The organism is Streptosporangium minutum (assembly GCF_002149035.1).
GTDB classification, from domain to species: domain Bacteria; phylum Actinomycetota; class Actinomycetes; order Streptosporangiales; family Streptosporangiaceae; genus Streptosporangium; species Streptosporangium minutum.
Genome location: NZ_NGFP01000003.1, coordinates 35730 through 62090, shown reverse-complemented (window position 1 = coordinate 62090; position 26361 = coordinate 35730). Strand labels below are relative to the sequence as shown.

24 protein-coding genes are annotated in these 26361 nt (G+C 70.4%); 22 read left to right on the top strand and 2 right to left on the bottom strand.

The features are described from left to right. Nucleotide 1: 1 nt before the first annotated feature. The 19 genes from CA984_RS01205 to CA984_RS01115 all read left to right on the top strand — a co-directional run bounded on the left by CA984_RS01205 (nt 2) and on the right by CA984_RS01115 (nt 19985). A complete protein-coding gene (locus tag CA984_RS01205) occupies nt 2-916 on the top strand; it encodes a phosphatidylinositol mannoside acyltransferase (protein WP_086566915.1) in 915 nt (304 codons plus the stop codon). Nucleotides 917-1007: 91 nt separating this feature from the next. Further along, nucleotides 1008-2135 carry a glycosyltransferase family 4 protein gene (locus CA984_RS01200; RefSeq protein WP_086566912.1) on the top strand — a complete coding sequence of 376 codons (1128 nt, stop codon included), beginning with the start codon at nt 1008-1010 and terminating at the stop codon, nt 2133-2135. Continuing rightward, nucleotides 2132-2671 (top strand): hypothetical protein, encoded by a 540-nt coding sequence (locus tag CA984_RS01195; protein WP_031165685.1) that lies wholly within the window; start codon nt 2132-2134, stop codon nt 2669-2671. Before CA984_RS01200 ends, CA984_RS01195 begins: the two co-directional genes overlap by 4 nt. A 118-nt stretch (nt 2672-2789) precedes the next feature. Continuing rightward, entirely contained in the window at nt 2790-3803 is a 1014-nt protein-coding gene (locus CA984_RS01190) for a DUF3048 domain-containing protein (RefSeq protein WP_086566909.1), read from the top strand. A gap of 205 nt (nt 3804-4008) precedes the next feature. Continuing rightward, complete coding sequence (gene pdxS / locus CA984_RS01185) at nt 4009-4923, top strand: pyridoxal 5'-phosphate synthase lyase subunit PdxS (RefSeq protein WP_012892587.1); 915 nt, start codon at nt 4009-4011, stop codon at nt 4921-4923. Between the two features lie 290 nt (nt 4924-5213). Beyond that, nucleotides 5214-5630 carry a MarR family winged helix-turn-helix transcriptional regulator gene (locus CA984_RS01180; RefSeq protein ID WP_086566906.1) on the top strand — a complete coding sequence of 139 codons (417 nt, stop codon included), beginning with the start codon at nt 5214-5216 and terminating at the stop codon, nt 5628-5630. A 112-nt stretch (nt 5631-5742) separates the two neighbouring features. Further along, complete coding sequence (locus tag CA984_RS01175) at nt 5743-6951, top strand: MFS transporter (RefSeq protein WP_133061500.1); 1209 nt, start codon at nt 5743-5745, stop codon at nt 6949-6951. Nucleotides 6952-7021: 70 nt separating this feature from the next. Beyond that, on the top strand, nt 7022-7612 hold the full coding sequence (pdxT, locus tag CA984_RS01170) for a pyridoxal 5'-phosphate synthase glutaminase subunit PdxT (RefSeq protein WP_086566902.1): 591 nt from the start codon (nt 7022-7024) through the stop codon (nt 7610-7612). A gap of 3 nt (nt 7613-7615) precedes the next feature. After that, on the top strand, nt 7616-8368 hold the full coding sequence (locus tag CA984_RS01165) for a YebC/PmpR family DNA-binding transcriptional regulator (RefSeq protein WP_012892582.1): 753 nt from the start codon (nt 7616-7618) through the stop codon (nt 8366-8368). Between the two features lie 115 nt (nt 8369-8483). Continuing rightward, the gene (locus CA984_RS01160) at nt 8484-9758 is read left to right on the top strand and encodes a cation:proton antiporter (RefSeq protein WP_086566900.1); all 1275 of its coding nucleotides are present in this window, start codon (nt 8484-8486) and stop codon (nt 9756-9758) included. Between the two features lie 47 nt (nt 9759-9805). Next, the gene (locus tag CA984_RS01155; protein WP_086566898.1) at nt 9806-10963 is read left to right on the top strand and encodes a GNAT family N-acetyltransferase; all 1158 of its coding nucleotides are present in this window, start codon (nt 9806-9808) and stop codon (nt 10961-10963) included. Nucleotides 10964-11063: 100 nt separating this feature from the next. Beyond that, nucleotides 11064-11651, top strand: coding sequence for a crossover junction endodeoxyribonuclease RuvC (gene ruvC / locus CA984_RS01150; protein ID WP_051864835.1), 588 nt, complete (start codon nt 11064-11066; stop codon nt 11649-11651). Then, nucleotides 11648-12268 carry a Holliday junction branch migration protein RuvA gene (gene ruvA / locus CA984_RS01145; protein ID WP_086566895.1) on the top strand — a complete coding sequence of 207 codons (621 nt, stop codon included), beginning with the start codon at nt 11648-11650 and terminating at the stop codon, nt 12266-12268. Before ruvC ends, ruvA begins: the two co-directional genes overlap by 4 nt. Before the next feature lie 172 nt (nt 12269-12440). After that, nucleotides 12441-13499 carry a Holliday junction branch migration DNA helicase RuvB gene (ruvB, locus tag CA984_RS01140; RefSeq protein WP_086566892.1) on the top strand — a complete coding sequence of 353 codons (1059 nt, stop codon included), beginning with the start codon at nt 12441-12443 and terminating at the stop codon, nt 13497-13499. Between the two features lie 226 nt (nt 13500-13725). Next, the gene (gene yajC, locus CA984_RS01135) at nt 13726-14091 is read left to right on the top strand and encodes a preprotein translocase subunit YajC (RefSeq protein WP_086566890.1); all 366 of its coding nucleotides are present in this window, start codon (nt 13726-13728) and stop codon (nt 14089-14091) included. Nucleotides 14092-14178: 87 nt separating this feature from the next. Continuing rightward, entirely contained in the window at nt 14179-15924 is a 1746-nt protein-coding gene (secD, locus tag CA984_RS01130) for a protein translocase subunit SecD (RefSeq protein ID WP_086566887.1), read from the top strand. Then, a complete protein-coding gene (secF, locus tag CA984_RS01125) occupies nt 15924-16967 on the top strand; it encodes a protein translocase subunit SecF (protein WP_086566884.1) in 1044 nt (347 codons plus the stop codon). Before secD ends, secF begins: the two co-directional genes overlap by 1 nt. A gap of 64 nt (nt 16968-17031) precedes the next feature. Beyond that, on the top strand, nt 17032-17550 hold the full coding sequence (locus CA984_RS01120; RefSeq protein ID WP_086566881.1) for an adenine phosphoribosyltransferase: 519 nt from the start codon (nt 17032-17034) through the stop codon (nt 17548-17550). A 239-nt stretch (nt 17551-17789) separates the two neighbouring features. Beyond that, entirely contained in the window at nt 17790-19985 is a 2196-nt protein-coding gene (locus CA984_RS01115; RefSeq protein WP_086566990.1) for a RelA/SpoT family protein, read from the top strand. A gap of 317 nt (nt 19986-20302) precedes the next feature. Here CA984_RS01115 and CA984_RS01110 read toward each other — a convergent pair whose 3' ends face one another. Both CA984_RS01110 and CA984_RS01105 read right to left on the bottom strand, forming a co-directional pair. Next, on the bottom strand, nt 20303-21553 hold the full coding sequence (locus CA984_RS01110; protein WP_207620629.1) for a DUF349 domain-containing protein: 1251 nt from the start codon (nt 21551-21553) through the stop codon (nt 20303-20305). A gap of 38 nt (nt 21554-21591) precedes the next feature. After that, nucleotides 21592-22461, bottom strand: coding sequence for a peptidylprolyl isomerase (locus tag CA984_RS01105; protein WP_086566878.1), 870 nt, complete (start codon nt 22459-22461; stop codon nt 21592-21594). A gap of 148 nt (nt 22462-22609) precedes the next feature. Here CA984_RS01105 and CA984_RS01100 point away from each other — a divergent pair, with 148 nt between their 5' ends. From CA984_RS01100 to aspS, 3 genes are read left to right on the top strand one after another with little or no spacing between them, the layout of a single operon-like run. After that, complete coding sequence (locus CA984_RS01100; RefSeq protein ID WP_086566876.1) at nt 22610-23305, top strand: MBL fold metallo-hydrolase; 696 nt, start codon at nt 22610-22612, stop codon at nt 23303-23305. 2 nt (nt 23306-23307) lie between these two features. After that, nucleotides 23308-24573, top strand: coding sequence for a histidine--tRNA ligase (gene hisS, locus CA984_RS01095; protein WP_086566871.1), 1266 nt, complete (start codon nt 23308-23310; stop codon nt 24571-24573). Beyond that, complete coding sequence (gene aspS / locus CA984_RS01090; protein ID WP_086566867.1) at nt 24570-26306, top strand: aspartate--tRNA ligase; 1737 nt, start codon at nt 24570-24572, stop codon at nt 26304-26306. The genes hisS and aspS overlap by 4 nt, the downstream gene beginning before the upstream one ends. The last annotated feature ends 55 nt before the right edge of the window (nt 26307-26361 follow it).

Genomic DNA, 26361 nt, shown 5'->3' with positions numbered 1-26361 from the left:
GATGACCGACAAGCCGTCCTTGCAGGATCGTCTCGTCGCCGCCGGTTTCGGCGCCGGCTGGACGCTCGTGCCCCGCCTCCCCGAACGCCTCACCGCCTGGGCCTTCCGCAAGGCCGCCGACCGTCTCTGGAAGCGCCACGGCGGATCGGTCCGCCGGCTGGAGGCCAACCTCGCCCGGGTCAGGGGCACCTCGCCGGACGATCCGGCGATCCGGGAGCTGAGCCGCGAGGGCATGCGCTCCTACTTCCGCTACTTCCACGAGGTGTTCCGGCTGCCCTCCATGCCCGCCGAGGAGATCCTCTCCCGGATGAAGGTCGTCGGCGACGAGCAGGTCTACGACAACCTGGCCAAGGGCCGCGGGGTGGTCCTGGCCCTGCCGCACATGGGCAACTGGGACCAGGCGGGCGCCTGGTTCGTCGCCAAGGGTCACCCGTTCACCACCGTCGCCGAGCGGCTCAGGCCCGAGTCGCTCTTCCACCGCTACACCGCCTTCCGCGAGGGACTGGGCATGGAGGTGCTGCCGCTCACCGGCGGGGAGAGCCACACCTTCGGCACCCTGGCGCAGCGGCTGCGGGCCGGCCGGCCGGTCGCCCTGCCCGCCGAGCGCGACCTGACCGCCAAGGGCGTCGAGGTGCAGTTCTTCGGCTCGGCCACGCGCATGCCCGCCGGTCCCGGCCTGCTGGCGGTGCACACCGGTGCCGCTCTGATCCCGGCGATCCTCTACTTCGAGGGGCGCGACTGGGGTCTGCAGTTCCACCAGGAGATCGCGGTCCCCGCCGAGGGCACCCGGAAGGAGAAGGTGGCCGCCGTCATGCAGGACCTGGCCACGGTCTTCGAGAAGGGCATCACCGAGCACCCGGAGGACTGGCACATGCTCCAGCGGCTCTGGCTCGAGGATCTGGAGCCCCGCGGATGAGAAGGCGCGGCCGGGTCCGGCACGGTGAGCGGAGGGGGGAGCACGACGGAGCGGGCTCTCCGCGAGGCGGACGAGGGGCGGTGGGAGAGCAATGAGGATCGGCATCGTCTGTCCCTACATGTGGGACGTGCCGGGCGGCGTGCAGGTGCACATCCGCGACCTCGCCGAGGCGCTGATGGAGGACGGTCACCAGGTTCAGGTGATCGCGCCGGCGGGCGACGACGCGTCGCTGCCGCCGTACGTGACCTCGGTCGGCCGCGCGGTCCCCGTCCCCTTCAACGGGTCGGTGGCCAGGATGTCGTTCGGGTTCCTGTCGGCCAACCGGGTGCGCCGCTGGGTGCGCGAGGGCCGCTTCGACGTGCTGCACGTGCACGAACCGTTCATCCCCTCGGTGGGCCTGCTCGCCTGCTGGGTGGCCAGGGGGCCGATCGTGGGCACCTTCCACGCCTCCTACGGCCGTTCCCGGGCGTTCTCGGTCGCGTCGCCCGTGATCACGAGCGCGCTGGAGAAGATCACGGCCCGGATCGCGGTGTCGGACGCGGCCAGGAAGACCCTGGTCGAGTTCATCGGCGGCGACGCCGTGCTCATCCCGAACGGGGTGACGGTCAGCCGCTACAGCGAGGCCGAGCCGCTGCCGGGTTGGGACGAGGGCGAGGTGATCGGCTTCCTCGGCCGGATGGACGAGCCCCGCAAGGGCCTGCCGGTGCTGCTGGAGGCGTTCACCCTGCTGGCGGCCGAGCGGCCCCGGCTGCGCCTGCTCGTCGCCGGGCCCGGCGACGCCGGCGAGGTGCTGGAGAAGGTCCCGGCCCGCTTCCATGACAGGATCGGCCTGCTCGGCATGGTCAGCGAGGAGGACAAGGTCCGCGCCTACCACTCGGTGGACGTGTTCTGCGCGCCCAACCTGGGCGGCGAGAGCTTCGGCATCGTGCTCACCGAGGCGATGTCGGCCGGTGCCGCGATCCTGGCCAGCGACATCCCGGCCTTCCGCAAGGTGCTCGACGACGGCCAGGCCGGGGCGCTGTTCGAGACCGGCGACGCCGGGTCGCTCGCCCGCGAGGCCGCCGCACTGCTCGACGCTCCCGACCGCCGGGCCAAGCTGTCGCAGGAGGCCCGCCAGGCCGTCCGGAAGTACGACTGGTCCACGGTCGCCCGCGACGTCCTGCGCGTCTACGAGACCGTGGCCAGCACAGCCGGGGTGGAGGAGGACGACACGCCGTGACCACCACGCTGATCCTGGTGGTGGGCGCGATCGTGCTGCTCACCGCCGTCTACATCTCCTGGCGGGCGGGCCGGCTGGACCGGCTCCACATCCGGCTGGAGCTGGCCCGCGAGTCCCTGGACGCCGCCCTGGTACGGCGGACCGCCGTCTGCCTGGAACTGGCGGCGTCCCGCGTCCTCGACCCGGCCACGAGCCTGGTGCTGGCCGCGGCGGCCCACGAGGCCCGTACGGCGGGGCCCGAGGAGCGCGAGCACGCCGAGAGCGACCTGTCGCGCACCCTGCGGGCGGTGGTCGACCAGGAGCGCTTCCGTGACCGGGTGGCCGCCACCCCGGCGGGCACCGACCTGCTGGAGGAGCTCGGCGCCGCGGTGGCCAAGGTGCTCTACTCGCGCCGCTTCTACAACAACGCGGTCGGCGTGACCCGCGCGGCCCAGCGCCGCTGGCTCGCGCGCACGTTACGACTGGCCGGGCACACGGAGTATCCGGATTTCTTCGAGATCGACGACACGCCCCCGCAGGCCCTCGCCGCCGAATAGGACGCGCAGGCAGCGAGATATCGGTCAGGTGAATAGGACGCACACAAAGGGGGGTATCCGGTAAGTCGGGCACAGGTAAGCTCTTGGGCGTTTCGTGGCCGATTTGAGGAGATGAGCCGTGCGGGTGCCCCGGATGATCGCCGTCACGCTGGCGGGAGTCGCCGTCCTGGCTCCGGCCGCGGCCTGTTCCTCCGATGAACCGGCCCCGGGGAAGAACCCGCAGGCGGCCACCGCCCCGCCCGCGGACGCGACCCCGACTCCCGAGCCGACCCATCCCTTCACCGGGCTCCCCGGGGCCGCCCGCAGGGCCGTGCTCGCGGCGAAGATCGAGAACACCTCGGCCGGCAAGCCGCAGCTCGGCCTCAAAAGCGCCGACATCGTCTATGTCGAGCAGGTCGAGGCGGGCCTGACGCGACTGATGGCGATCTTCTCCTCGAAGATCCCGCCCAAGATCGGCCCGGTCCGCAGCGCCCGGATATCCGACCTGCACATCGTGCCGCAGTTCGGCAAGCCCGCCTTCGCCTACTCGGGCGCGCAGACCAAGATGCTTCCCATCATCGCGCAGTCGTCGCTGTTCGACGTCTCCGACAGCCGGGCGCCGGGCGCCTACTTCCGCCAGCCGGGCCGTTACGCGCCCTACAACCTGTTCGCCAACACCAGGGAGCTGCTGGCCCAGGCGCCCAAGGCGACCAGGGCCAAGGACGTCGGATTCACCTTCGGCGACGCCCCCGAGGGCGGCGTGCCCAAGAAGACGTTCAGCGTGAAGTACCCGGCCGCCCGCTTCACCTTCAGCTGGTCGGAGGCCACCGGCAAGTGGCTGATCTGGCAGGACGGCGCGAAGGACATGGCGGCCGAGGGCGGCCAGCTCGGCGCGCCGACGATCGTCGTGCAGTACACCAAGACCGAGCGCTCGGAGTTCCACGACAAGAACCAGAGCTACACGCCCCTGGTGCACAGCACCGGCAAGGGCAGCGCGATCGTGCTCCGCGACGGCAAGGCCTTCAAGGCCAGGTGGTCACGTGAGTCGGAGGAGGACGGCACCGTCTTCACCACCGAGGCGGGGGAGCCGATGAACTTCGCCCCCGGGCAGGTGTGGGTCGTCCTGGCCGCCCGCAAGCCCGTCATCCCCTGACCTCCGGGCCCGGCGCCGCCGGCCGCGTCCCGGCCCGCCGGCCCTCCCGGCCGCGCCGCCGCCCTACATGATGTCCAAGAAGATCGCCCTTACACGACAACTTGTCGTGTAAGGGGACAGGCGGATCAGCGCCTACCATGGAGACGTGGTGGCCGTCCCCGCGGACGGCCCATGTTCCGCAACCAGCCGTCGTGAGGTAGAGACCGTGTCCAGCAGCACGCCCGAAGTCACCGAGACCGCCGTCACCGGAACCGCCCGGGTGAAGCGCGGCATGGCAGAGATGCTCAAGGGCGGCGTCATCATGGACGTCGTCAACGCCGAGCAGGCCAAGATCGCCGAGGACGCCGGAGCCGTCGCCGTCATGGCGCTCGAGCGGGTCCCCGCCGACATCCGCGCCCAGGGTGGCGTCTCCCGGATGAGCGACCCCGACATGATCGACGGCATCATCGCCGCCGTCTCGATCCCGGTCATGGCCAAGGCCCGCATCGGTCACTTCGTCGAGGCCCAGGTGCTCCAGTCGCTCGGCGTCGACTACGTCGACGAGTCCGAGGTGCTGACCCCCGCCGACTTCGCCAACCACATCGACAAGTGGCAGTTCACCGTGCCCTTCGTCTGCGGTGCGACCAACCTGGGCGAGGCGCTGCGCCGCATCACCGAGGGCGCGGCGATGATCCGCTCCAAGGGCGAGGCGGGCACCGGTGACGTCTCCAACGCCACCACCCACATGCGCAAGATCCGGGGTGAGCTCAAGCGCCTGTCCTCGCTGCCCGAGGACGAGCTGTTCGTCGCGGCCAAGGAGCTGCAGGCGCCGTACGAGCTGGTCGCCGAGGTCGCCAAGACCGGCAAGCTGCCGGTCGTGCTCTTCACCGCCGGCGGCATCGCCACCCCGGCCGACGCCGCGATGATGATGCAGCTCGGCGCCGAGGGCGTGTTCGTCGGGTCGGGCATCTTCAAGTCCGGCAACCCGGCCCAGCGCGCCGCCGCGATCGTCAAGGCCACCACGTTCTACGACGACCCGGACGTCATCGCCAAGGTCTCCCGCGGTCTGGGCGAGGCCATGGTCGGCATCAACGTCGACGACATCCCGGCCCCGCACCGCCTGGCCGAGCGCGGCTGGTAGGAATTTTCGGGAAAGGCGACATCCGTGAAGGATGTCGCCTTTTTTCGTGTCCGGCGGAGTTCGCTCCGCCGCCATGATCCTCCGCGAGGCTGACGGGCGTCCGTGCCCGATCGTCCTGGGAGGCCCCCACGCCCGGGCTCACCCGACGTTCCCTGTCGCCGGCATCCCTGTCGCCGGCATCGCGGCGGGAGCGGTGACGGGCGTCCCTGACCGTTGCGGGGCGGCGTCCGGCGGAGCACCGCCCTCTGTCCGGAATAATAGTTAGTCAGACTAAGTTAGACTGGCTAACTATGACGACGGACGATCTGGCACAGAGCCTTTCGAGGGAGCTGCGGCACCTGGTGCTGCTGCTGCGCCGCGTGGCGGCCGGGCAGCCCATCACCAGCCAGCAGTACGCCGTGCTGGGCTCGCTGGAGAGCGGCCCCCGCCGGATGACCGGGCTTGCCGAGGAGCACGGCGTCCAGCTGCCCACCATGACCGTGCAGATCAACCGGCTGGAGGAGCCCGGCCTGGTGGCGCGCGGCACCGACCCGTCCGACGCCCGGGTCCGCACGGTCGAGCTCACCGAGGAGGGGCGCGCCCGCCTGGTAGCCGTCCGCCGTGCCCGCGTCGCCTACCTGACCGAGCAGCTGGAGGCGCTGACAGCCGAGGAGCGCGCCGCGATCGGCGCCGCGCTCCCGGCCCTCGCCAAGCTCGGCGACGTCTGACCCGCGGCCGCCGCTCCCGCCGCCGGCCGCGTCCCGCGAACCACCGCAGAAAACCGCACGATCGGACGGCCCGGCCCCCGTGCCGGCTCCGCCCGAGAAGGAGTCCACCCCCATGTCAGCACAGAGCGGCGGCAGCATCCTGCGCCAGCCGATGTCCGTCTGGGCCACCGCGTTCGCCGCGGTCGTCGCCTTCATGGGCATCGGCCTGGTCGATCCGATCCTGCCCTCCATCGCCCAGGGGCTGCACGCCGGCCCGAGCCAGGTCTCCCTGCTGTTCACCAGCTACTTCCTGGTCACCGCCGTGGCCATGCTCGTCACCGGGTGGGTCTCCAGCCGGATCGGCGGCAAGCGCACCCTGCTGCTCGGCCTGGCCCTGGTCGTGATCTTCGCTGCCCTGGCCGGAACCTCCGGCAGCGTCGGCGAGCTGATCGGCTTCCGGGCCGGCTGGGGCCTGGGCAACGCCCTGTTCGTGGCCACCGCCCTGGCCGTCATCGTCGGCGCGGCCAGCGGCGGCGCCGAGTCCGCCATCATCCTCTACGAGGCGGCCCTCGGCCTGGGCATCTCCATGGGCCCGCTGGTCGGCGCCGCTCTCGGCGACTGGAACTGGCGCGCGCCCTTCTTCGGCACCGCCTCCCTCATGGCCGTCGGCTTCGTCCTCATCGCCACCCTGCTGAGGACCACCCCCACGCCGGCCGTGAAGACCCGCCTGGGCGACCCGCTCCGCGCCCTCGCCCACGGCGGCCTGTCGACGACCGCCTTCACCGCGTTCTTCTACAACTTCGCCTTCTTCACGATCCTGGCCTTCACCCCCTTCATCCTCGGTATGTCGCCCTACGGCATCGGCGCGGTCTTCTTCGGATGGGGCGCCTGCGTCGCGCTCGCCTCGGTCTTCGCCGCCCCCGCCCTGCAACGGCGGCTCGGCTCGGTCAAGGTGCTCCACCTGTCCCTGGCGGTGCTGGCGCTCCTGCAGGTCGGCATCGCGCTGTCGGGCCACGCCGGCATCGTCGTCTTCGTCATCCTGTCGGGCATCCCGATCGGCCTGAACAACACCGTGTTCACCGAGGCGGCCATGGAGGTCTCCGACGCGCCGCGGCCGGTCGCCTCCGCCGGGTACAACTTCGTGCGCTGGATGGGCGGGGCCCTCGCGCCGTACATCGCCACCAAGCTGGGGGAGGACGTCGCCCCCGCGCTGCCGTACCTCCTCGGCGCGCTCTGCTGCCTGGCGGGCATGGCCGTCCTGTACGGCAGGCGCCACCACATGCGGAGCCTGGAGCGCGTCGACGCCGACCACGCCTTCCAGGACGCCCCCGTGGTCGCCTGACCGGTTTGGGGAGACCTGCGCAGTGGCCATACGCTGAGAGGGCATTCCGAGCACCTTGAAAGGACCACTGGTGACCATCGCCCCGACGATCGGTGTGTTCGCTCTGCAGGGAGACGTGCGCGAACACGCGCGCTCCCTGGAGACGGCGGGCGCCAAGGCGGTAGCCGTACGGCGGCCCGGTGAGCTGGAGGCGGTCGACGCCCTGGTCATCCCCGGCGGGGAGTCCACCACGATGTGGAAGCTCGCCGAGACCTTCGACCTGCTCGAACCGCTCAGGCTGAGGATCAAGAACGGCATGCCGGCCTACGGCTCCTGCGCCGGCATGATCATGCTGGCCGACCGGATCGAGGGCGGCGTCGACGGCCAGCAGACGATCGGCGGCATCGACATGGTGGTCCGCCGCAACGCCTTCGGCCGCCAGGTCGACTCCTTCGAGGCCGACGTCGATTTCGCCGGTCGTGGCCCGCTGCGCGCGGTTTTCATCCGCGCCCCGTGGGTGGAATCCATCGGTTCCGACGTCGAAGTGCTGGCTCGGGCCGAAGCTGGGGATAGGATCGTCGCGGTCCGCCAAGGACCGCTGCTCGCCACGTCCTTCCATCCAGAACTTACCGGGGATGTCGGCGTGCATTCATACTTTGTTGAGATGGTGAGGGAGCTCTAGGCGATGTCCGGCCACTCCAAATGGGCGACGACGAAGCACAAGAAGGCCGCGCTCGACTCCAAGCGCGGCAAGCTGTTCGCCAAGCTCATCAAGAACATCGAGGTCGCGGCCCGGACCGGCGGCCCGGACCCGGACGGTAACCCGACGCTGTACGACGCCATCACCAAGGCGCGCAAGAGCTCGGTCCCGATCGACAACATCGAGCGCGCCCGCAAGCGCGGCGGCGGTCTGGAGGCCGGCGGCGCCGACTGGCAGACCATCATGTACGAGGGCTACGCCCCGGGCGGCGTGGCGGTGCTGATCGAGTGCCTCACCGACAACCGCAACCGCGCGGCCTCCGAGGTGCGCGTCGCCCTGACCCGCAACGGCGGCTCCCTGGCCGACCCCGGCTCGGTGTCCTACATGTTCAACCGCAAGGGCGTCGTGCTCGTCCCCAAGGGTGAGCTGTCCGAGGACGACGTGCTGACCGCGGTCCTCGACGCGGGCGCCGAGGAGGTCAACGATTTGGGAGACCAGTTCGAGGTCGTCTCCGAGGCCACCGACCTCGTCCCGGTCCGCAAGGCCCTGCAGGAGGCCGGGATCGACTACGACTCGGCCGAGTCCAGCTTCCTGCCGACGATGAACGTCCCGCTCGACGAGGACGGCGCCCGCAAGGTCTTCAGGTTGATCGACGCCCTTGAGGACAGCGACGACGTCCAGAACGTCTGGGCCAACTTCGATGTGTCCGACGAGGTTCTGGAGAAGCTCGACGCGTGACGGCCTCCGAGCGCCCGTCTCCCCCCCCCGCGGAGGCGGGCGCTCCGCCGTCTGATGAGCATTTCGAGTTGTCTGTGAGGTTTGTCCCCCCAGGTGGGGGCAGACCAGGCGGACGATGGGGAATCCTGATCTGATCTTCGCGCTGGCAGGCGCCGGAGCCCTGCTCGCGGCCGTCCTGCCCCGGCTGCTCAACCGGCGGCCCTTCTCGCTGCCGCTGGCCTGCCTGATCGGCGGGATCCTGCTCTACCTCCTGCCGCTGGACCTGCCCACGCCCGACCCCGTGGCCCATCGCGCCCTGGTCGAGCACGCCACCGAGATCTGCGTGCTGATCTCGCTCATGGGCGCCGGGCTCGCGATCAACCGGCGCTTCGGGCCGCGCGCCTGGGCCTCCACCTGGCGCCTGCTGGGATGGACGCTCCCGCTGACCGTCGTAGGAGTGGCCGGCGCCGCCTGCCTCCTGCTGGACTGGCCCCCGGCCGCGGCGCTGCTGCTGGGCGCGGTGCTCGCCCCGACCGACCCGGTGCTCGCCTCCGACGTGCAGGTCGGCGAGCCCGTCGACTCCGAGAAGGCCGACGACGAGGTCCGCTTCACCCTCACCTCCGAGGCGGGGCTCAACGACGGCCTGGCCTTCCCCCTGGTGTTCGCCGCCATCGCGATGGCGGCCGCCGGCGGCTCCGGATGGGCCGGCGAGTGGGTCCTGGTGGACCTGCTCTACAGATGCGGGGCGGGACTGCTCTGCGGCCTGCTGGCCGGAAAGCTGCTGGGCCGGCTGTTCTTCCGCGCACAGGTGTCCGACCTGCGGCTCGCCGAGCACAGGGACGGCTTCGTCGCGCTGGCCGCGACGTTCCTGGCGTACGGCCTCACCGAGCTGGTGCACGGATACGGCTTCATCGCGGTGTTCGTGACCGCGTGCACCATCAGGGCCGCCGAGCGCACCCACGGGTACAACGGCGTGCTGCACGGCTTCATCGAGCAGATCGAGCGGCTGTTCACCGCCTGGTTGATCCTGCTGCTCGGCGGCTTCGTGGCGGTCGGCGGCCTGGCCGCCCTCACCTGGCGGGGCGCGGCCGTCAGCCTGCTCCTGCTGCTGGTCATCCGGCCGCTGACCGGCTGGGTCGCCCAGCTCGGCGGGCGGGCGGGGCCGCGCGAGCGCGGCGTGACGGCCTTCTTCGGCATCCGCGGCATCGGCTCGCTGTTCTACCTCGCCTACGCCCTCGGCCACGCCGACTTCGGCGTGCCGGCCGAGGAGCTCTGGGCGGTGGTCGCCTTCACCGTGCTGGTCTCCCTGGTCCTGCACGGGGTCACCGCGACGCCGATCATGTCGCGGCTGGACCGCCTGCGCGACAGGGCGGGGGACGCGGGGACCGAGCCCGCCGCCCGCCACCTGTAGGGGATCGATTCGCCTTTCCGGACCCGCCCTGCCTAGGTTGGGGGCTTGTGGAGCTACGTGATCTGACCGCCGACGACCTCGACGCGGTGCTGGACAACCGCAAGCGCGCCTTCGGGCCCATCTCGGGAGGGGATCTGGAGACCTGGCGCAAGCTGGTCACCCCGATGCTCGAAGAGGGGAGATACCTCGGGATCGTCGACGGCTCCCGGCTGGTCGCGACCAGCCGGGTCAACGACTTCACCCAGTGGTGGCATGGCAGGCCGATCTCCATGGGCGGCGTCGCGTCGGTGACCGTCGCCCCCGAGGAGCGCGGACGCGGCGTCGGCCGGACGCTGATGCGGGCCACCGTCGACCGCTGCGCGGAGCTGGGCCATCCGGTCTCGGCGCTCTACCCGGCCACCACCCACATCTACCGGTCGCTCGGCTGGGAGCACGCCGGCGCCATGCACCGGGCCACCCTGCCGGCCGAGGCCCTGCGCGCGATCAGGACCACCGGACAGGTCGAGATCCGCCGGATGGGCCCCGCCGACGCCGCCGAGGTGGTCGCCGTCCTCGGCCGTGTCCACGCCGCCACCCGCGCCTCCGGCCCCGTCTGCTGGGACGAGAGAAGCTGGCGCCTGCGCCTGGAGGAGCAGGACGACTTCCTCTACCTGGCCGACGACGGCTTCGTGGTCTACCGCTGGCAGGGCGGCGACATCGAGGTCTCCAACCTCGTCGCGGGCTCGGAGGCCACGGCGCGGGCGCTGTGGGCCATGGTCGGCTCGTCGGCCTCCATCGCCAAGTCGGTCCGGGCGGTCGTCGCCCCCGACGACCCGGTGTTCTGGCTGATCGGGGACCGTCCCAGGGACGAGGTCGGCCAGACCCGCTGGATGTTCCGCGTCGTCGACCTCGCCCCGGCCGTCGCCGGACGCGGCTTCCCGGCGGGCGTCGCCCTCGACGCCGTCGTCCGGGTCGACGACCCCCAGCGCCCCGCGAACTCCGGTCCGTGGCACCTGTCGGTCTCCGGCGGCTCCGGTACGGCCGAGCCCGCCGGCACCCTGCCGGAGTCCACCCCCACCTTCACCGCCGGAGGCTTCTCCGCACTGTTCGCCGGGGTCCCGGCGGCCACCCTGCGCCGCTCGGGCCTGCTCGCCGGCCCGGCGGACGGAGACGACGCCCTCGACGCCGCCTTCCAGGCCAGAGCCCACATGCTCGACTACTTCTGAGCGGCGGTGAGGTAGCCGTGCGCGGTGCGCTCACACGCGGTAGAGTCGGGCACCGAACAGGTGTTCGGCGAGCGGAGGCGTGTCGGTGCGGTTGCCCGAGCTGCGGGTGATGGGGGTCGATCCGGGGCTGACCCGGTGCGGGCTCGGGGCGGTCGAGGGACGGCCCGGAGCGCCGCTCAACCTCGTCAAGGTCGGAGTCGTCAGGACTCCGGCCGACGACGAGATCGGGGCCAGGCTGGTGGCGATCGAAGCGGGTATCGAGCAGTGGCTCGACGAGATCCGGCCCGACGCGGTCGCTGTAGAGCGGGTCTTCGCCCAGCACAACCTCAGGACCGTGATGGGCACCGCGCAGGCGTCCGCCGTGGCGATCCTGTGCGCCTCCCGCCGGGGACTGCCGGTGGCCCTGCACACGCCGTCCGAGGTCAAGGCAGCGATCACCGGCAGCGGCACGGCCGACAAGCAGCAGGTGGGGACGATGGTGACCCGGCTGCTGCGGCTGGACGCGATGCCCAAGCCCGCCGACGCCGCCGACGCGCTGGCGCTCGCGATCTGCCACGTGTGGCGGGGCGGGGCGCAGAACCGGCTGGCCGAGGCCGTGGCCAGGACCAAGACCGGGCCGGGGACGACCGCCGCCGCCTATTTCCGGGGGCGGGGCCGGGCCGGATATTCGAGAGGAACCACGCAGTGATCGCCTCGGTGCGGGGACGGGTGGCCGCGATCGCGCCCGACGGTGCGGTGGTCGAGGTCGGCGGGGTGGGCATGCTGGTCCACTGCACGCCGGGCACGCTGGCCACGCTCAGGGTGGGCGAGGAGGCCCGGCTGGCCACCTCGCTGGTGGTCCGGGAGGAGTCGCTGACGCTGTTCGGCTTCGGGAGCGACGACGAGCGCGGCGTGTTCGAGATGCTGCAGACGGCCAACGGGGTCGGCCCCAAGGTCGCTCTGGCGATGCTGGCCGTCCACACCCCCAACGCGCTCCGGACGGCCGTGGCGAGCGCCGACGTCAAGGCGCTGACCAGGGTTCCCGGGGTGGGCCCCAAGGGGGCCCAGCGGATCATCGTCGATCTCAAGGACAAGCTCGGCACGCCCGATCAGGCCGTCAACGCCGTCCTCAACGGCGCTACGGCCGCGCCCGCCTGGCGGGACCAGGTGCACTCCGGACTGGTGGGCCTCGGCTACTCGGCCCGGGACGCCGACGAGGCCGTGGCGGCCGTCGCCCCCCAGGCCGACGCCGAGGTGGCGGAGGGCCGCTCCCCGCAGGTGGCGGTGTTGCTCAAGGCCGCGCTCCGCGCCCTGAGTGTGCGGTGAGGACGGGGTCTGCGATGCGGATCCCGCAGGGACGCGGCGGGATGGAGGCCGTCCGCCCGGGTCTGGACGGCCGGGACCGGCAGGGCGGGACGGGGAACGCCCTCCTGGGCCGAGGCGGCCGGGGCGGGTCAGGTGAGGCGGGGAGGACCCGCGTGAGTGAAGGTGGACCGGCGTGAGCTTCGATCGGGATCTGGTGGCGCCGGACGCCGAGGGCGACGAGCGGCTGATCGAGGCGGCGCTGCGGCCCAAGCGGCTGGACGAGTTCATCGGCCAGGCGCGGGTGCGCGAGCAGCTGTCACTGGTGCTGCAGAGCGCGCTGCGGCGCAACCGGCCGCCGGACCACGTGCTGATGAGCGGTGGGCCCGGGCTGGGCAAGACGACCCTCTCCATGATCATCGCAACGGAGCTCTCCGTGCCGCTCCGGATCACCTCCGGGCCCGCGCTGGAGCGGGCCGGTGACCTCGCGGCGATCCTGTCGACCCTCTCGGAGGGAGAGGTCCTCTTCATCGACGAGATCCACCGGATGGCCCGTCCGGCGGAGGAGATGCTCTATCTCGCGATGGAGGACTTCCGCGTCGACATCGTGGTGGGCAAGGGGCCAGGGGCGACCGCGATCCCGCTGGAGGTCGCGCCGTTCACCCTGGTCGGAGCCACCACGCGGGCCGGGCTGCTGCCCGCGCCGCTGCGCGACCGCTTCGGTTTCGTCGCGCACATGGAGTTCTACGATGTGGCCGAGCTGGAGCAGGTGTTGCACCGCTCCTCACGGCTGCTGGGCCTGCAGCTCCCCGGCGACGCGGCGCACGAGATCGCCGGACGGTCGCGGGGCACGCCCCGTATCGCCAACCGGCTGCTGCGCCGGGTCCGCGACTTCGCCGAGGTGCGGGCCGGCGGGGTGGTCACCCGGGACGTCGCCTCGGCGGCGCTGAACCTCTACGAGGTGGACGCCGAGGGGCTGGACCGGCTGGACCGGGCGGTGCTCGGGGCGCTTCTGCGGAAGTTCGGCGGCGGCCCGGTGGGTCTTTCCACACTGGCGGTCGCGGTGGGGGAGGAGCCGGAGACGGTCGAGGTGGTCGCGGAGCCGTTCCTGGTCCGCCAGGGCCTGCTGGCGCGCACCCCCCGGGGCCGGGTCGCCACCGCCGCGGCCTGGGTCCACCTGGGGCTGACGCCGCCGCCGGACGCGTTCGGCGCCTCGATGCTCGTCGATCTTGAGGATGATCTGGGGCAGGTCTGACGTTGGGTTTTGATGGGGAAACCGTACAGAGTTGATCACAGATCGGTGACAACGGTATCGAAATGGGAACTTCCCTGCGCGCCTGTCCGTGACTTCGTTGCCGCGCTCTAACAGCTCGCCTAAACTCCGTGGCTTGGCTGGCTGTGTAGGCTGACGTGCTGAGCGGCGTGGCCGCATACGACGTCCGGCCCCAGGCCGGTCATTCTTAAGCCTAAGGAGCGGCCCTATGGGCGACTATTCAAGCCTTATCATGATCGCTCTGATGGTCGTGGTGTTCTACTTCCTGCTTATCCGGCCGCAGCGCAAGCGGCAGCAGGAGCAGGCTCAGATGCAGAACTCCCTGACCTCCGGAACCCGCATCATGACCACGACGGGGCTTTTCGCGACCGTGGTGGCGATCGACGCCGACGACGTGATCCTGGAGATCGCTCCCGGTGTCGAGACCCGCTGGGTCAAGGCCGCGATCGGCCGTGTGCTGACCCCGGTCGACGACGTCGAGCACGAGGAAGATGTCAAGAGCGTCGACGTCGTGGACGACAATGTGGTGGACACCGTGAAGCCGCACGAAGACCAGGACTCGCCGAAGAAGTGATGCACAGGCTCACCGACCATCCCCTATAGCCGAAAGAACTGACGACCAGTGGCCCGACCGACCAGCGGCCAGAGCAGACCGGGGCGCATGCTCCTGGTGCTTCTGGCGATTATTCTCGCCATGGGCGGGGTGATGTTCTTCAACAAGGCATTCACCCCGGAATATGGCCTCGACCTCGCCGGCGGCACGACAGTGACGCTGCAGCCCGTCACCCCGAATGGCACTCCTCCCACCGAGGAGAGCCTCAACCTCGCCGTGGGCATCATCCGGAACCGGGTGAACGGCAGCGGAATCTCCGACGCCGAGGTCGCCAAGTCCGGTGACAACATCGTCATCTCCGTTCCCGGAGCCGGGCAGGAGGAAGTCGTCAAGCTGGTCGGCACCACCGCGGAGCTGCGATTCCGCCAGGTGATGGCGGTCGCGGCCGGGTCGCCGCCGCCCCCCGCTCAGATGCCCACCCAGGCGCCGACACCGGCGCCGTCCGCCTCTCCCACGGCCACCGGCAAGCAGAACTCCAAGGCCCCCAAGCCGGGGCAGACGGCCACGCCGAGCCCGACCGGCTCGCCCGCCGGTCGCGCCCTGTCCTCGGCGCTCACCAACCCGAGCCCGGGCGCCACGCAGGCCCCTTCGGACAAGAAGCCGGCCAAGAACGCGTCCCCGTCCGCGGAGCCGAGTCGGAGCGCCGCTCCGTCGGCGCAGCCCACGGCCCCGGCCATGGACCCGAACGACCCGATGGCGGGCGTGGACCCGACCGGGATCGACCCGGCGGTGCTCAAGCAGTTCCAGGAGCTCGACTGCGCCAAGGACAACGGCCAGGGCGCCCAGGACGACCCCAACAAGCAGTTCGTCGGCTGCAGCCAGGACGCCGGCACCAAGTACGTGCTCGACAAGGCGGCCGTGACCGGCACCTCGATCGACACCGCGACCGCCGGGGTCGACCAGACCACCGGCGAGTGGCTCGTCCAGCTCTCCTTCAAGGGCGACGGCCCGACCCAGTGGTCGAAGGTCACCACCACCGCCTTCAACTCGCAGCCGCCGCGCAACCAGGTCGCCATGGTCCTGGACGGCGTGGTGATCTCCGCTCCGGTCATCCAGGAGCCGATCACCGGCGGCCGGGCGCAGATCTCCGGCAGCTTCACCCAGGTGACGGCCGACGAGCTGGCCAGCCAGCTCAAGTTCGGCGCGCTGCCGCTGAAGTTCAAGAAGGGCTCGATCGAGGAGGTCTCCTCCACACTGGGCGCCGACCAGCTCCGCGGCGGCCTGATCGCCGGCGCGATCGGTCTCGGCCTGGTGCTCATCTACTCGATGCTCTACTACCGGGGCCTGGGAATCGTCTCGGTGCTGAGCCTCCTGGTCGCCTCGGTCCTGACCTACCAGGCGGTGGTGATCCTCGGCGCGTTCGCGGGCTTCCGCCTGTCGCTGCCGCACATCATCGGCCTGATCGTCTCGATCGGTATCACCGCGGACTCGTTCATCGTCTACTTCGAACGCATCCGTGACGAGATGAAGGAGGGCCGCCGCTCGCTGCGGACGGCCGTCGAGGTCGCCTGGGTCCGTGCCCGCCGGACGATCCTGATCGCGGACGCGGTCATGTTCATCGCCGCCGTGGTCCTGTACTTCCTGGCGGTCGGAGGTGTGGCCGGATTCGCCTTCGCGATGGGCCTGACCACTCTGATCGACATCGCGGTGGTGTTCATGTTCACCAAGCCGTTCGTCGCGCTGCTCGCCAAGAGGAAGTTCTTCGCCAAGGGCCACAAGCTCTCCGGTCTCGACGCCGAGCGCATGAGCGTCCAGACGTCCGTCGGCTCCAAGCCCACCCCGCAGGAGGCCTGATGTCCGGCATCGCGCGCCGGCTGTACCGAGGCGAGGTCAATGTCGACTTCGTCGGGCGCAAGAAGCTCTGGTACGGCCTCTCCGCCGTCCTCCTGCTGATCTCCATCGCCGGCCTGGTCATCAACGGCCTGAACCTGGGTGTGGAGTTCAAGGGCGGGTCGGTGTTCTCCTTCAAGGCCCCGGCCGCCGACATCCAGCAGGTGCGCACCACCTTCAACGACGCGGGCGTCCACCAGGTCATCGCGCAGACGACGAACAACGGCTGGCGGGTCACCACCGAGAGCCTCCCCGAGGAGGAGGTGACCACGGTCCAGAAGACGGTCGCCCAGAAGTTCGGCCTGCAGCAGAACCAGGTCAACCTCCAGGTGATCGGCGCCTCGTGGGGCGGTCAGGTGGCCGACAAGGCCGTCGTCGGCCTGATCGTCTTCATGCTGGCGATCATCCTGTACCTCACGCTCGCCTTCGAGTGGAAGATGGCGCTGGCCGCCGTCGTGGCGCTGCTCCACGACCTGGTGATCACCGCCGGCGTCTACGCGTGGTCCGGATTCGAGGTCACCCCGGCGACCCTGCTGGGCTTCCTGACGATCCTGGGATACTCGCTGTACGACGCGGTCGTCGTGTTCGACATGATCAAGGAGGTCACGGCCAAGCTCGGCACGACCTCCAAGATGACCTACACGCAGGCCGCCAACAACGCGCTGAACCACACGCTGATCCGGTCGCTGAACACCACTCTGGTGGCGATCCTGCCGGTGGCCGCGATCCTGTTCATCGGCACCACGCTGTTCGGCGCCGGCACGCTGAAGGACCTGTCGCTGGCCCTGTTCGTCGGCATGATCGTCGGCACGTACTCCTCGCTGTGCGTGGCGACGCCGCTGCTGGTCACGTTGAAGGAGCGGGAGTCGCGTTACCAGGCGATCGCCCGCAGGCTCGCCGCCCACGGCGGCGCGGCCGGGACGGCGGCCAAGAGCACCCGCCAGCCGGTCACGGCGGGGGCGGCCAACGGCTCCGTGCCGGACGCCGAGAAGCGCAAGAAGAAATAGGCGGAACAAGATCACGCCTCCGCTCCCGCCAGGGGGCGGAGGCGTTTTCGTAAGGGATGTGACCATGAGTGACCTGCAGCAGCTGATCCTCGACAGGATCCGCGACATACCCGACTACCCCCAGATGGGAGTGCTGTTCAAGGACATCACCCCGCTGCTCGCGGACCCGTCCGCCTTCGCGGAGGTGGTGAACGAGCTCGCCGGGCTCCACCGGGTCGACAAGATCGTCGGCATCGAGGCGCGGGGCTTCATCCTGGCCGCTCCGGCCGCCTACAAGGCGGGTGCCGGGTTCGTCCCGGTACGCAAGAAAGGCAAACTGCCCTCCGAGACGCTTGAGGCGTCCTACGATCTGGAGTACGGCTCCGCCACCATCGAGGTCCATCGGGACGCCTTCGCCCCAGGAGATCGCGTTCTGATCGTCGATGACGTGCTCGCCACCGGAGGTACGGCGTGCGCGGCGGTGGAACTGGTCCGCAGGGCGGGCGCCGACGTCGTCGCCATCGCCGTGCTCATGGAATTGGCCTCCCTCAGGGGGCGCGAGCGGCTGGACGGCGTCGAGCTGCACTCCCTCGTGATCGTCTGATTCCACCCCACCGGGGTAAGCATAGAAGCCGGTCTGGATACACTTGGGAGATCTGGACTCGAATGTGAGGAGTCTGAGTGCCCCGTGATGTGGTCGTCCCCGACGTGACCGCCGACGGCGGCGGTCCCGTGACGGCCGTCCCGGCCGGCGATGCCGGTTCCGCCATGTCCGGAGCCACCGAAGAGAAGCCTGCGGTAAGGCGCAGGCTCGCGCGCTTTGGGGGGCAATGGGGTGGCGCCATGAATCCGGTGCTGGAGCCGCTGTTCCGGACGGTCCGTGCGACCCATCCGAAGGCAGACCTGCGGCTGATCGAGCGTGCCTACGATGTGGCCGCCTACCACCACCGCGATCAGAAGCGCAAAAGCGGCGACCCCTACATCACCCACCCCCTGGCGGTGGCGACGATCCTGGCCGAGCTCGGCACCGACGACGAGACGCTGTGCGCCGCGCTGCTGCACGACACCGTCGAGGACACCGCCTACGGCCTGGACGAGCTGCGCTCGGACTTCGGCGACAACATCGCGCTGCTGGTCGACGGCGTCACCAAGCTCGACAAGGTCAAGTTCGGTGACGCCGCGCAGGCCGAGACCGTGCGCAAGATGGTCGTGGCGATGTCCCGCGACATCCGGGTGCTGGTGATCAAGCTCGCCGACCGGCTGCACAACATGCGCACCATGCGCTACCTCCCCGAGCACAAGCGGCAGCAGAAGTCCCGCGAGACGCTGGAGATCTTCGCGCCGCTCGCCCACCGGCTGGGCATGAACACCATCAAGTGGGAGCTGGAGGACCTCGCGTTCGCCATGCTCTACCCCAAGCGCTACGACGAGATCGCCAGGATGGTGTCGGAGCGGGCCCCGCGCAGGGACCTGTTCCTGCAGGAGGTCATCGAGAAGGTCTCCGGCGACCTGCGCGAGGCCAAGATCCGCGCGGTGGTCAAGGGACGTCCCAAGCACTACTACTCGGTCTACCAGAAGATGATCGCCAGGGACGTCGCCTTCGACGACATCTACGACCTGGTCGGCATCCGGGTGCTGGTCGACACGGTCCGCGACTGCTATGCCGCCCTCGGAACGATCCACGCGCGATGGAACCCGGTGCCCGGCCGGTTCAAGGACTACATCGCGATGCCCAAGTTCAACATGTACCAGTCGCTGCACACCACGGTGATCGGCCCCGAGGGCAAGCCGGTGGAGCTGCAGATCCGCACCCACGCCATGCACCACAGGTCCGAGTACGGCGTGGCCGCGCACTGGAAGTACAAGGAGGACATGACGGCCTCCGGTCCTCCCGGGGCGAAGCTGAAGCCCGGCAACGACATGGCGTGGCTCCGCCAGCTCCTGGACTGGCAGAAGGAGACCGCCGATCCGGGAGAGTTCCTGGAGTCGCTCAGGTTCGACCTGTCGGTCTCGGAGGTGTACGTCTTCACCCCGCGGGGCCAGGTGATCGCCCTCCCCGAGGGCGCGACGTCGGTCGACTTCGCCTACGCCGTGCACACCGAGGTCGGACACCGCTGCATCGGGGCCCGGGTCAACGGCCGCCTGGTGCCGCTGGAGTCGCGGCTGGGCAACGGCGACACCGTCGAGATCTTCACCTCCAAGTCGCCCGACGCGGGCCCGTCGCGCGACTGGCTCAAGTTCGTCAAGTCCGGCCGGGCCCGTAACAAGATCCGTCAGTGGTTCTCCAAGGAGCGCCGCGAGACCGCGATCGAGGCGGGCAAGGAGGCCATCGGCCGGGCCATGCGCAAGCAGGGCCTGCCGCTGCAGCGCATGATGTCCGGAGAGTCCCTCCTGACCCTCGCCAGGGACCTGCGCTATCCCGACGTCTCCGCGCTCTACGCGGCCGTTGGAGAGGGCCACATCGCCGCCCAGGCGGTCGTGCAGAAGCTGGTGCACTCCCTCGGGGGAGTGGACGGCGCGGAGGAGGACATCGCCGAGGCCGCGGTGCCCACGAAGGTGCGTGGCCGGCCCCGCGGCAGCGGTGGCGCGGGCGTGGTGGTGGCGGGTGACTCGGACGTGTGGGTACGGCTGTCGCGCTGCTGCACTCCCGTGCCCGGTGACGAGATCATCGGCTTCGTCACCCGTGGACACGGCGTGTCGGTGCACCGCACCAACTGTCCCAACGTGGAGCAGCTGAAGTCCCAGCCGGATCGGCTGGTCGAGGTCGCCTGGTCGGCCGCGGACGACTCGGTGTTCCTGGTCGCCCTGCAGGTCGAGGCGCTCGACCGGCCGCGTCTGCTGTCGGATGTGACCCGCACCCTTTCGGACCAGCACGTGAACATCCTGTCGGCGTCGGTGACGACGTCCAGGGACCGGGTGGCGATCAGCAAGTTCACCTTCGAGATGGGCGACCCCAAGCACCTGGGGCACGTCCTGAAGGCCGTGCGCAACATCCCGGGTGTCTACGACGTCTACCGGGTGAGCGGCGCCGGAGCCTGACCCCACGCACCGGGCGGGGCGGGGTCCCCGTACCCGCCGCGGGTGCCGCTCCCCGTGTCCCGGACGGCCGGGGCCTCGGCGCGCCGTACGAGCGGCGTGGACGACCGTTCTTCACGGCACGGCGGTTCTACGGCACGGCTGTGCCGCACGGGTGGGACGGCCCGGTCGAGGTCTCGGCACGCCCGTACGGGCGTGAGGGGCGGCCGGCACCGTGCCGCCGCGAGGCCGCCCAGGGGGCGCCGGCTGCGCCGTACGGGGGAAAGCCGGAGGGCGCGCCCCCGCAAGCGGGGACACGCCCTCCAGGGTCTTTCAGCGCGTCAGGAGAACTCGGCGAGCGTGCGCTCGGCCTCCTCCAGCCAGGAACGGCGGGCGATCAGGGCCTCCTGGGCGTCCTTCACGTCCTTGTCCTTGCCGGCCGCCTCTGCCTTGGCCAGGCGGGTCTCCAACTGCTCGATCGACTTGTGGAGCTGGTCGACCGTGTTCTGGGCACGCGCGCGGGCCTCGGGGTTGGAGCGCTTCCACTCTGCCTCCTCTGCCTTGCGGACCGCTTCGTCGATCTTGCGCAGCCCACCCTCAAGGCGGTCGCGCTGCTCGCGCGGGACCTGACCGGCGGCCTCCCACCGCTCCAGGATGCCGCGCAGCGCGGCCCTGGCGGAGCGGGCGTCGGAGACCGGGACGATCTTCTCGGCCTCGGCGAGGAGCTGCTCCTTGACCTCGGCGTTGGCCGCCAGCGAGGCGTCGCGCTCGGCGAAGACCGCCGAACGGGCCTGGAAGAACTGGTCCTGGGCGCCCTTGAAACGGCCCCAGAGCTCGTCCTCGACCTCACGGGAGGCCCGGCCCGCCGTCTTCCACTGCTGCATCAGCTCGCGGTAGGCGGAGGCGGTGGCGCCCCAGTCGGTGGAGGAGGCCAGTGCCTCGGCCTCGGCGACGATCCGCTCCTTGGAGGAGCGCACGCCCTCACGCTGCTCGTCCAGCCCGGCGAAGTAGGCCTTGCGCCGCTTGGCGAAGGCCGTACGGGCCGCGGACAGCCGCTTCCAGAGCGCCGCCTCGGTGACGCGGTCGATGCGCTCGGCCGCCTTCCACTCCTCGACGAGCTGGCGCAGCCGCTCGCCGCCGGTCTTCCAGTGGGTGGTGTCGTCGGCGATGCGCTCGGCCTCGGCGACGATCCGCTCCTTGATGCCCTTGGCCTCCGCGCGGGCCACGTCACGAGCGGCCTTGACCTCCTCGCGGCGCTGGGCGACCAGCTCCGTGAGGACGCTCAGCCGGTTCAGCAGCGCGTCGAGGTCGCCGACCGCATGCGCGCCGGTGATCGCTTCGCGGAGCTTGACGATGGTCGCCTCGGCCTGGGCGGGTGGCAGGTCGGTGCCGCGGACCCGCTGTTCCAGCAGCGTCACCTGCCCGGCCAGCTCGTCGAACTTGCGATGGAAGTAGGCAAGTGCCTCCTCCGGCTCGCCGGCCTGCCAGGACCCGACGGCCCGCTCTCCCTCAGCCGTACGCACGTAGACGGTGCCGTCGTCGTCTACCCGGCCCCACGGGTCGGTGCTCACCGTGTCCTCCCGCACTTTCATCAGCCTTTCGAGGCTAACCGCCCCTTGGTTGTATTACGTCAGCTCTTGTTGGACATTGTCACGTTTTTGATTTCGACGGTTTCCTTCGGAGCTCCGGTCCCGTCCCCCCCGGAGGTGATGACACCGCCCTTGTTCACCTTGTCGATGATCTCCATCCCCTTGGTGACCGTACCGAACGGGGTGTAGTTCGGGGGCAGCTGGGTGTCGCCGTACACGATGAAGAACTGGCTGCCGTTGGTGTCAGGACCGCTGTTGGCCATGGCCACGACGCCCCGGGTGTACTTCGCGCCTTCGAGGTTCTCGTTGACGAAACGGTAGCCGGGGCCGCCCTGGCCGTCGGTCTGGCTCTTGCCGTCGGCCTTGGCCAGCGGGTCGCCGCACTGCAGCATCGGGAACTGGTCGGAGCCCAGGCGGTGACACTTGGAGCCGTTGAAGAACTTCTTCTCCGCCAGGAAGGCGAAGGAGTTGACCGTGCAGGGCGTCTTCTCGGCCGACACCGCGATCACGATGTCGCCCTGGTTGGTCTTCAGGGTCATCGTCTTGGGCTTGGTGTCGACCTTGGCCGGAGGGGTGCCCACGTTCTTGGCGGGGCTGCCGTCGGCGTCGGCGACGTAGCCGCAGGTGCCGCTGGCGGGGTCGAAGGCCGTCGGCTTGGCGGCGGTGTCCGTCTCCGACGGGTTCGCCGACGCCTCGGAGCTCGCAGAGGCCTCCGGGCTGGCCGTGGCCGGTGAGTCACTGCCCCCGAGCAGGGTCGTCGCGGCGATGACGCCGCCGATGACCACTACGACGCCCACGCTGGTACCGATGATCGCGTTGCGCTTGGCCCGGGCCTCCCGCTCGATGCGCCGCTGATTCTGCCGCTCGTAGTGCTCGCGCGCCAGCTGCTTCTGGCGGTCCTTGCCGCTCACCGCTTCGCCCTCCCGAGTGCCGGAGTATTACTTAATGAGGTGGGCGAATCGTATCGGCCAAAGGGTAATGGTTCGCAGCCCGCCGACCCGCACCGGTACCCTTCGGTTACATTCCCATCCGTATTCTTGACGAGATCAGCTGAGGCAGATGCTCATCGCCGGCTTTCCCGCAGGGTCGTTTCAGACCAACTGCTACGTCGTCGCGCCCGCCGCGGGCGAGGAGTGCGTCATCGTCGACCCGGGGCAGAACGCCGTCGGCGACCTGGACGACGTGCTGCGCGAGCATCGGCTGAAGCCGGTCGCGGTGCTGGTCACCCATGGTCACATCGACCACATGTGGTCGGTCGCCCCGGTCTGCGGCGCGCGTGACGTTCCCGCGTGGATCCACCCGGAGGACCGTGATCTGCTCTCCGATCCGGGTAAGGGACTGTCGTTGGCGACCAGGCAGCAGCTGTTCGGAGGGCTGGCCTTCAGCGAGCCCGACGACGTGCGGGAGCTGGCCGACGGCGAGGTGCTGCGTCTGGCGGGCATGGAGCTCACGGTCGACCACACCCCGGGCCATACCAGGGGGTCGGTGACGTTCAGGCTGCCCAGCACCGAGGAGATTCCGGACGTGCTGTTCTCGGGCGACCTGTTGTTCGCCGGCTCCATCGGACGCACAGACCTCCCGGGCGGCGACTACCCGACCATCCTGCGCAGCCTGGCGACCAAATGCCTGCCGCTGCCGGAGGACACGGTGGTCCTGCCCGGCCACGGACCACAGACCACGATCGGCCACGAGCGCGCGACCAACCCGTATCTCGCGGAAGCCGCCCCGTACGCCGGTCCCACCAGGGGAATCTGAAGATGACTTTGCAGGCGCCCAAGGGCACCTTTGACTGGCTCCCGCCCCGTTCGGAGCAGGCGCTCGCCGTGCGGGAGGCGTTGACCGCCCCGGCCCGCCGCGCGGGCTACGGCTACATCGAGACGCCGGTCTTCGAGGACACCGCGCTGTTCGTCCGAGGTGTCGGCGAGTCGACCGACATCGTCTCCAAGGAGATGTACACCTTCGAGGACAAGGGCGGGCGTTCGCTCACGCTGCGCCCCGAGGGCACCGCGTCGGTCGTGCGCTCGGTCCTCCAGCACGGCCTGCACAACGGCCAGCTCCCGGTGAAGCTCTGGTACTCCGGCAGCCAGTTCCGCTACGAGCGCGCGCAGAAGGGCCGCTACCGCCACTTCTGGCAGGTCGGCGCCGAGGCCCTGGGAGCCGAGGACCCCGCGCTGGACGCCGAGCTGATCGTGCTGGCCGCCGACGGCTACGCCGGGCTGGGCCTCACCGGCGTGCGGCTGCTGCTCAACACGCTGGGCGACAAGGAGTGCCGTCCCGTGTACCGGACGGCGCTGCAGGACTTCCTGCGCGCCCTCGACCTCGACGAGCCCACCCGGCAGCGGATCGAGATCAATCCGTTGCGCGTCCTCGACGACAAGCGCCCCGAGGTGCAGGCCCAGCTCGCCGGCGCCCCGCTGGTCGTCGACCACCTGTGCGAGGCCTGCAAGGCCTACCACGAGGAGGTCCGCTCGCTGCTGACCGCCGCCGGCCTGGCCTACACCGACGATCCCCGGCTGGTCCGCGGTCTCGACTACTACACGCGCACCACCTTCGAGTTCGTCCACGACGGGCTGGGCTCGCAGTCGGCGGTCGGCGGCGGCGGCCGCTACGACGGGCTGAGCGAGATGCTCAGCGGTCCGGCCCTGCCCAGCGTCGGCTGGGCGCTCGGCGTCGACCGGACGCTCCTGGCGATGGAGGCCGAGGGGCTGTTCGGCGCCGAGACCGCCGAGTCGCGTGTCCAGGTGTACGGTGTGCCGCTGGGTGAGGAGGCGCGCCGCCGGATGTTCCTGCTCATGACCGAGCTGCGCCGGGCCGGTCTCGACGCCGACATGTCGTTCGGCGGCAAGGGCGTCAAGGGCGCCATGAAGGGCGCCGACCGGTCGGGTGCGAGCTATGCGGTGATCCTCGGCGAGCGAGATATCGCCGCCGGATCCGCGCAGGTCAAGGACCTGGCCAGCGGCGACCAGGCCGCCGTACCGCTCGCTGAGATCGTCACGACCTTGAAGGAGAGACTGAAGAAATGATCCGCACGCACGAAGCGGGATCACTGCGCAAGGAGCACGCCGGACAGCAGGTGACGCTGGCCGGTTGGGTGGCGCGCCGCCGCGATCACGGCGGTGTGGTCTTCATCGACCTGCGTGACGCCTCCGGCTCCTCCCAGGTGGTCTTCCGCGAGGAGGACGACGCGCACGGCCTGCGCGCGGAGTACTGCGTCAAGGTCGTCGGAGAGGTGCGGGTCCGTCCGGAGGGCAACGAGAACCCCGAGCTGCCGACCGGCGCGATCGAGGTCGTCGCCTCCGAGGTCGAGGTGCTCAGCGAGTCCGCGCCGCTGCCGTTCCCGATCGAGGGCGGCACGGGGGTGTCGGAGGAGGCCCGGCTCAAGTACCGCTACCTCGACATCCGCCGCCAGCAGGTCGCCAACGCCATGCGGATCCGCTCCAAGGCCACCTACCTGGCCCACGAGGTGATGAACGAGCACGGGTTCAACTACATCGAGACCCCGACGCTGACCCGTTCCACCCCCGAGGGCGCCCGTGACTTCCTGGTCCCGGTCCGGCTGCAGCCCGGCAGCTGGTACGCGCTGCCGCAGTCGCCGCAGCTGTTCAAGCAGCTGCTCATGGTCGCCGGCATGGAGCGCTACTACCAGCTCGCCCGCTGCTTCCGCGACGAGGACCTGCGCGCCGACCGGCAGCCGGAGTTCACCCAGATCGACGTCGAGATGTCCTTCGTGGACCAGGACGACGTCATCGCCCTGGGCGAGGCCCTGGTCAGCCGCATCTGGAAGGAGACGATCGGCTACGAGCTGCCGACGCCGCTGCCCCGGATGACCTACTGGGACGCCATGTCCCGCTACGGCTCCGACAAGCCGGACCTCCGTTTCGGCCAGGAACTCGTCGAGATGACCGAGTACTTCGCCGGCACCACCTTCCGCGTGTTCCAGGCGCCGTACGTGGGCGCCGTGGTCATGCCGGGCGGCGCCTCCCAGAGCCGCAAGGAGCTGGACGGCTGGCAGGACTGGGCCAAGTCGCGCGGTGCCAGGGGCCTGGCCTACGTGCTCGTCGGCGAGGACGGCACGCTCGGCGGTCCGGTCGCCAAGAACCTCTCCGAGACCGAGGCCGCGGGCCTGGCCGCCAAGACGGGCGCCAAGCCCGGCGACGCGATCTTCTTCGCGGCCGGTACGGCCGCCGCCTCGCGCGACCTGCTCGGCGCGGCACGCCTGGAGATCGGCCGCCGCTGCGGCCTGATCGACGAGTCGGCGTGGAACTTCCTCTGGATCGTCGACGCCCCCATGTTCGAGGAGGACGGCGAGGGCGGCTGGACCGCGGTCCACCACCCGTTCACCGGGCCCAAGCCCGAGTGGGCCGACAACTTCCAGGACCACCCCGGCGAGGCCCTGGCCTACGCCTACGACATGGTCTGCAACGGCATGGAGATCGGCGGCGGCTCGATCCGTATCCACCGGGCCGAGATGCAGCAGCGCGTCTTCGACGTGCTCGGCATCTCCAAGGAGGAGGCGGAGAACAAGTTCGGCTTCCTGCTGGAGGCGTTCAAGTACGGCCCGCCGCCGCACGGGGGCATCGCCTACGGCTGGGACCGGATCTGCATGCTCCTGGCGGGCGGCGACTCCATCCGCGACGTCATCGCCTTCCCGAAGACGGCGTCCGGCTTCGACCCGTTGACCGGCGCGCCCACCCCCATCACGGGTGAGCAGCGCAAGGAGGCGGGCGTGGACGCCAAGCCGAAGGCGGAGGCCTAGGTCCGAACGCGGCGCGGGCCCCCGGAACGACCCGTTCCGGGGGCCCGCGCCGTAC

Excerpts from the sequence above, each read along its gene's own strand:
- CA984_RS01205 (WP_086566915.1), top strand. The coding sequence starts at position 2 with ATGACCGACAAGCCGTCCTTGCAGGATCGTCTCGTCGCCGCCGGTTTC.
- secD (WP_086566887.1), top strand. The coding sequence starts at position 14,179 with ATGCTCCTGGTGCTTCTGGCGATTATTCTCGCCATGGGCGGGGTGATG.
- secF (WP_086566884.1), top strand. The coding sequence starts at position 15,924 with ATGTCCGGCATCGCGCGCCGGCTGTACCGAGGCGAGGTCAATGTCGAC.
- CA984_RS01200 (WP_086566912.1), top strand. The coding sequence starts at position 1,008 with ATGAGGATCGGCATCGTCTGTCCCTACATGTGGGACGTGCCGGGCGGC.
- CA984_RS01175 (WP_133061500.1), top strand. The coding sequence starts at position 5,743 with ATGTCAGCACAGAGCGGCGGCAGCATCCTGCGCCAGCCGATGTCCGTC.
- CA984_RS01165 (WP_012892582.1), top strand. The coding sequence starts at position 7,616 with ATGTCCGGCCACTCCAAATGGGCGACGACGAAGCACAAGAAGGCCGCG.
- hisS (WP_086566871.1), top strand. The coding sequence starts at position 23,308 with ATGACTTTGCAGGCGCCCAAGGGCACCTTTGACTGGCTCCCGCCCCGT.
- yajC (WP_086566890.1), top strand. The coding sequence starts at position 13,726 with ATGGGCGACTATTCAAGCCTTATCATGATCGCTCTGATGGTCGTGGTG.
- CA984_RS01160 (WP_086566900.1), top strand. The coding sequence starts at position 8,484 with ATGGGGAATCCTGATCTGATCTTCGCGCTGGCAGGCGCCGGAGCCCTG.
- CA984_RS01180 (WP_086566906.1), top strand. The coding sequence starts at position 5,214 with ATGACGACGGACGATCTGGCACAGAGCCTTTCGAGGGAGCTGCGGCAC.
- CA984_RS01120 (WP_086566881.1), top strand. The coding sequence starts at position 17,032 with ATGAGTGACCTGCAGCAGCTGATCCTCGACAGGATCCGCGACATACCC.
- aspS (WP_086566867.1), top strand. The coding sequence starts at position 24,570 with ATGATCCGCACGCACGAAGCGGGATCACTGCGCAAGGAGCACGCCGGA.
- CA984_RS01100 (WP_086566876.1), top strand. The coding sequence starts at position 22,610 with ATGCTCATCGCCGGCTTTCCCGCAGGGTCGTTTCAGACCAACTGCTAC.
- CA984_RS01110 (WP_207620629.1), bottom strand. The coding sequence starts at position 21,553 with ATGAAAGTGCGGGAGGACACGGTGAGCACCGACCCGTGGGGCCGGGTA.
- CA984_RS01115 (WP_086566990.1), top strand. The coding sequence starts at position 17,790 with ATGAATCCGGTGCTGGAGCCGCTGTTCCGGACGGTCCGTGCGACCCAT.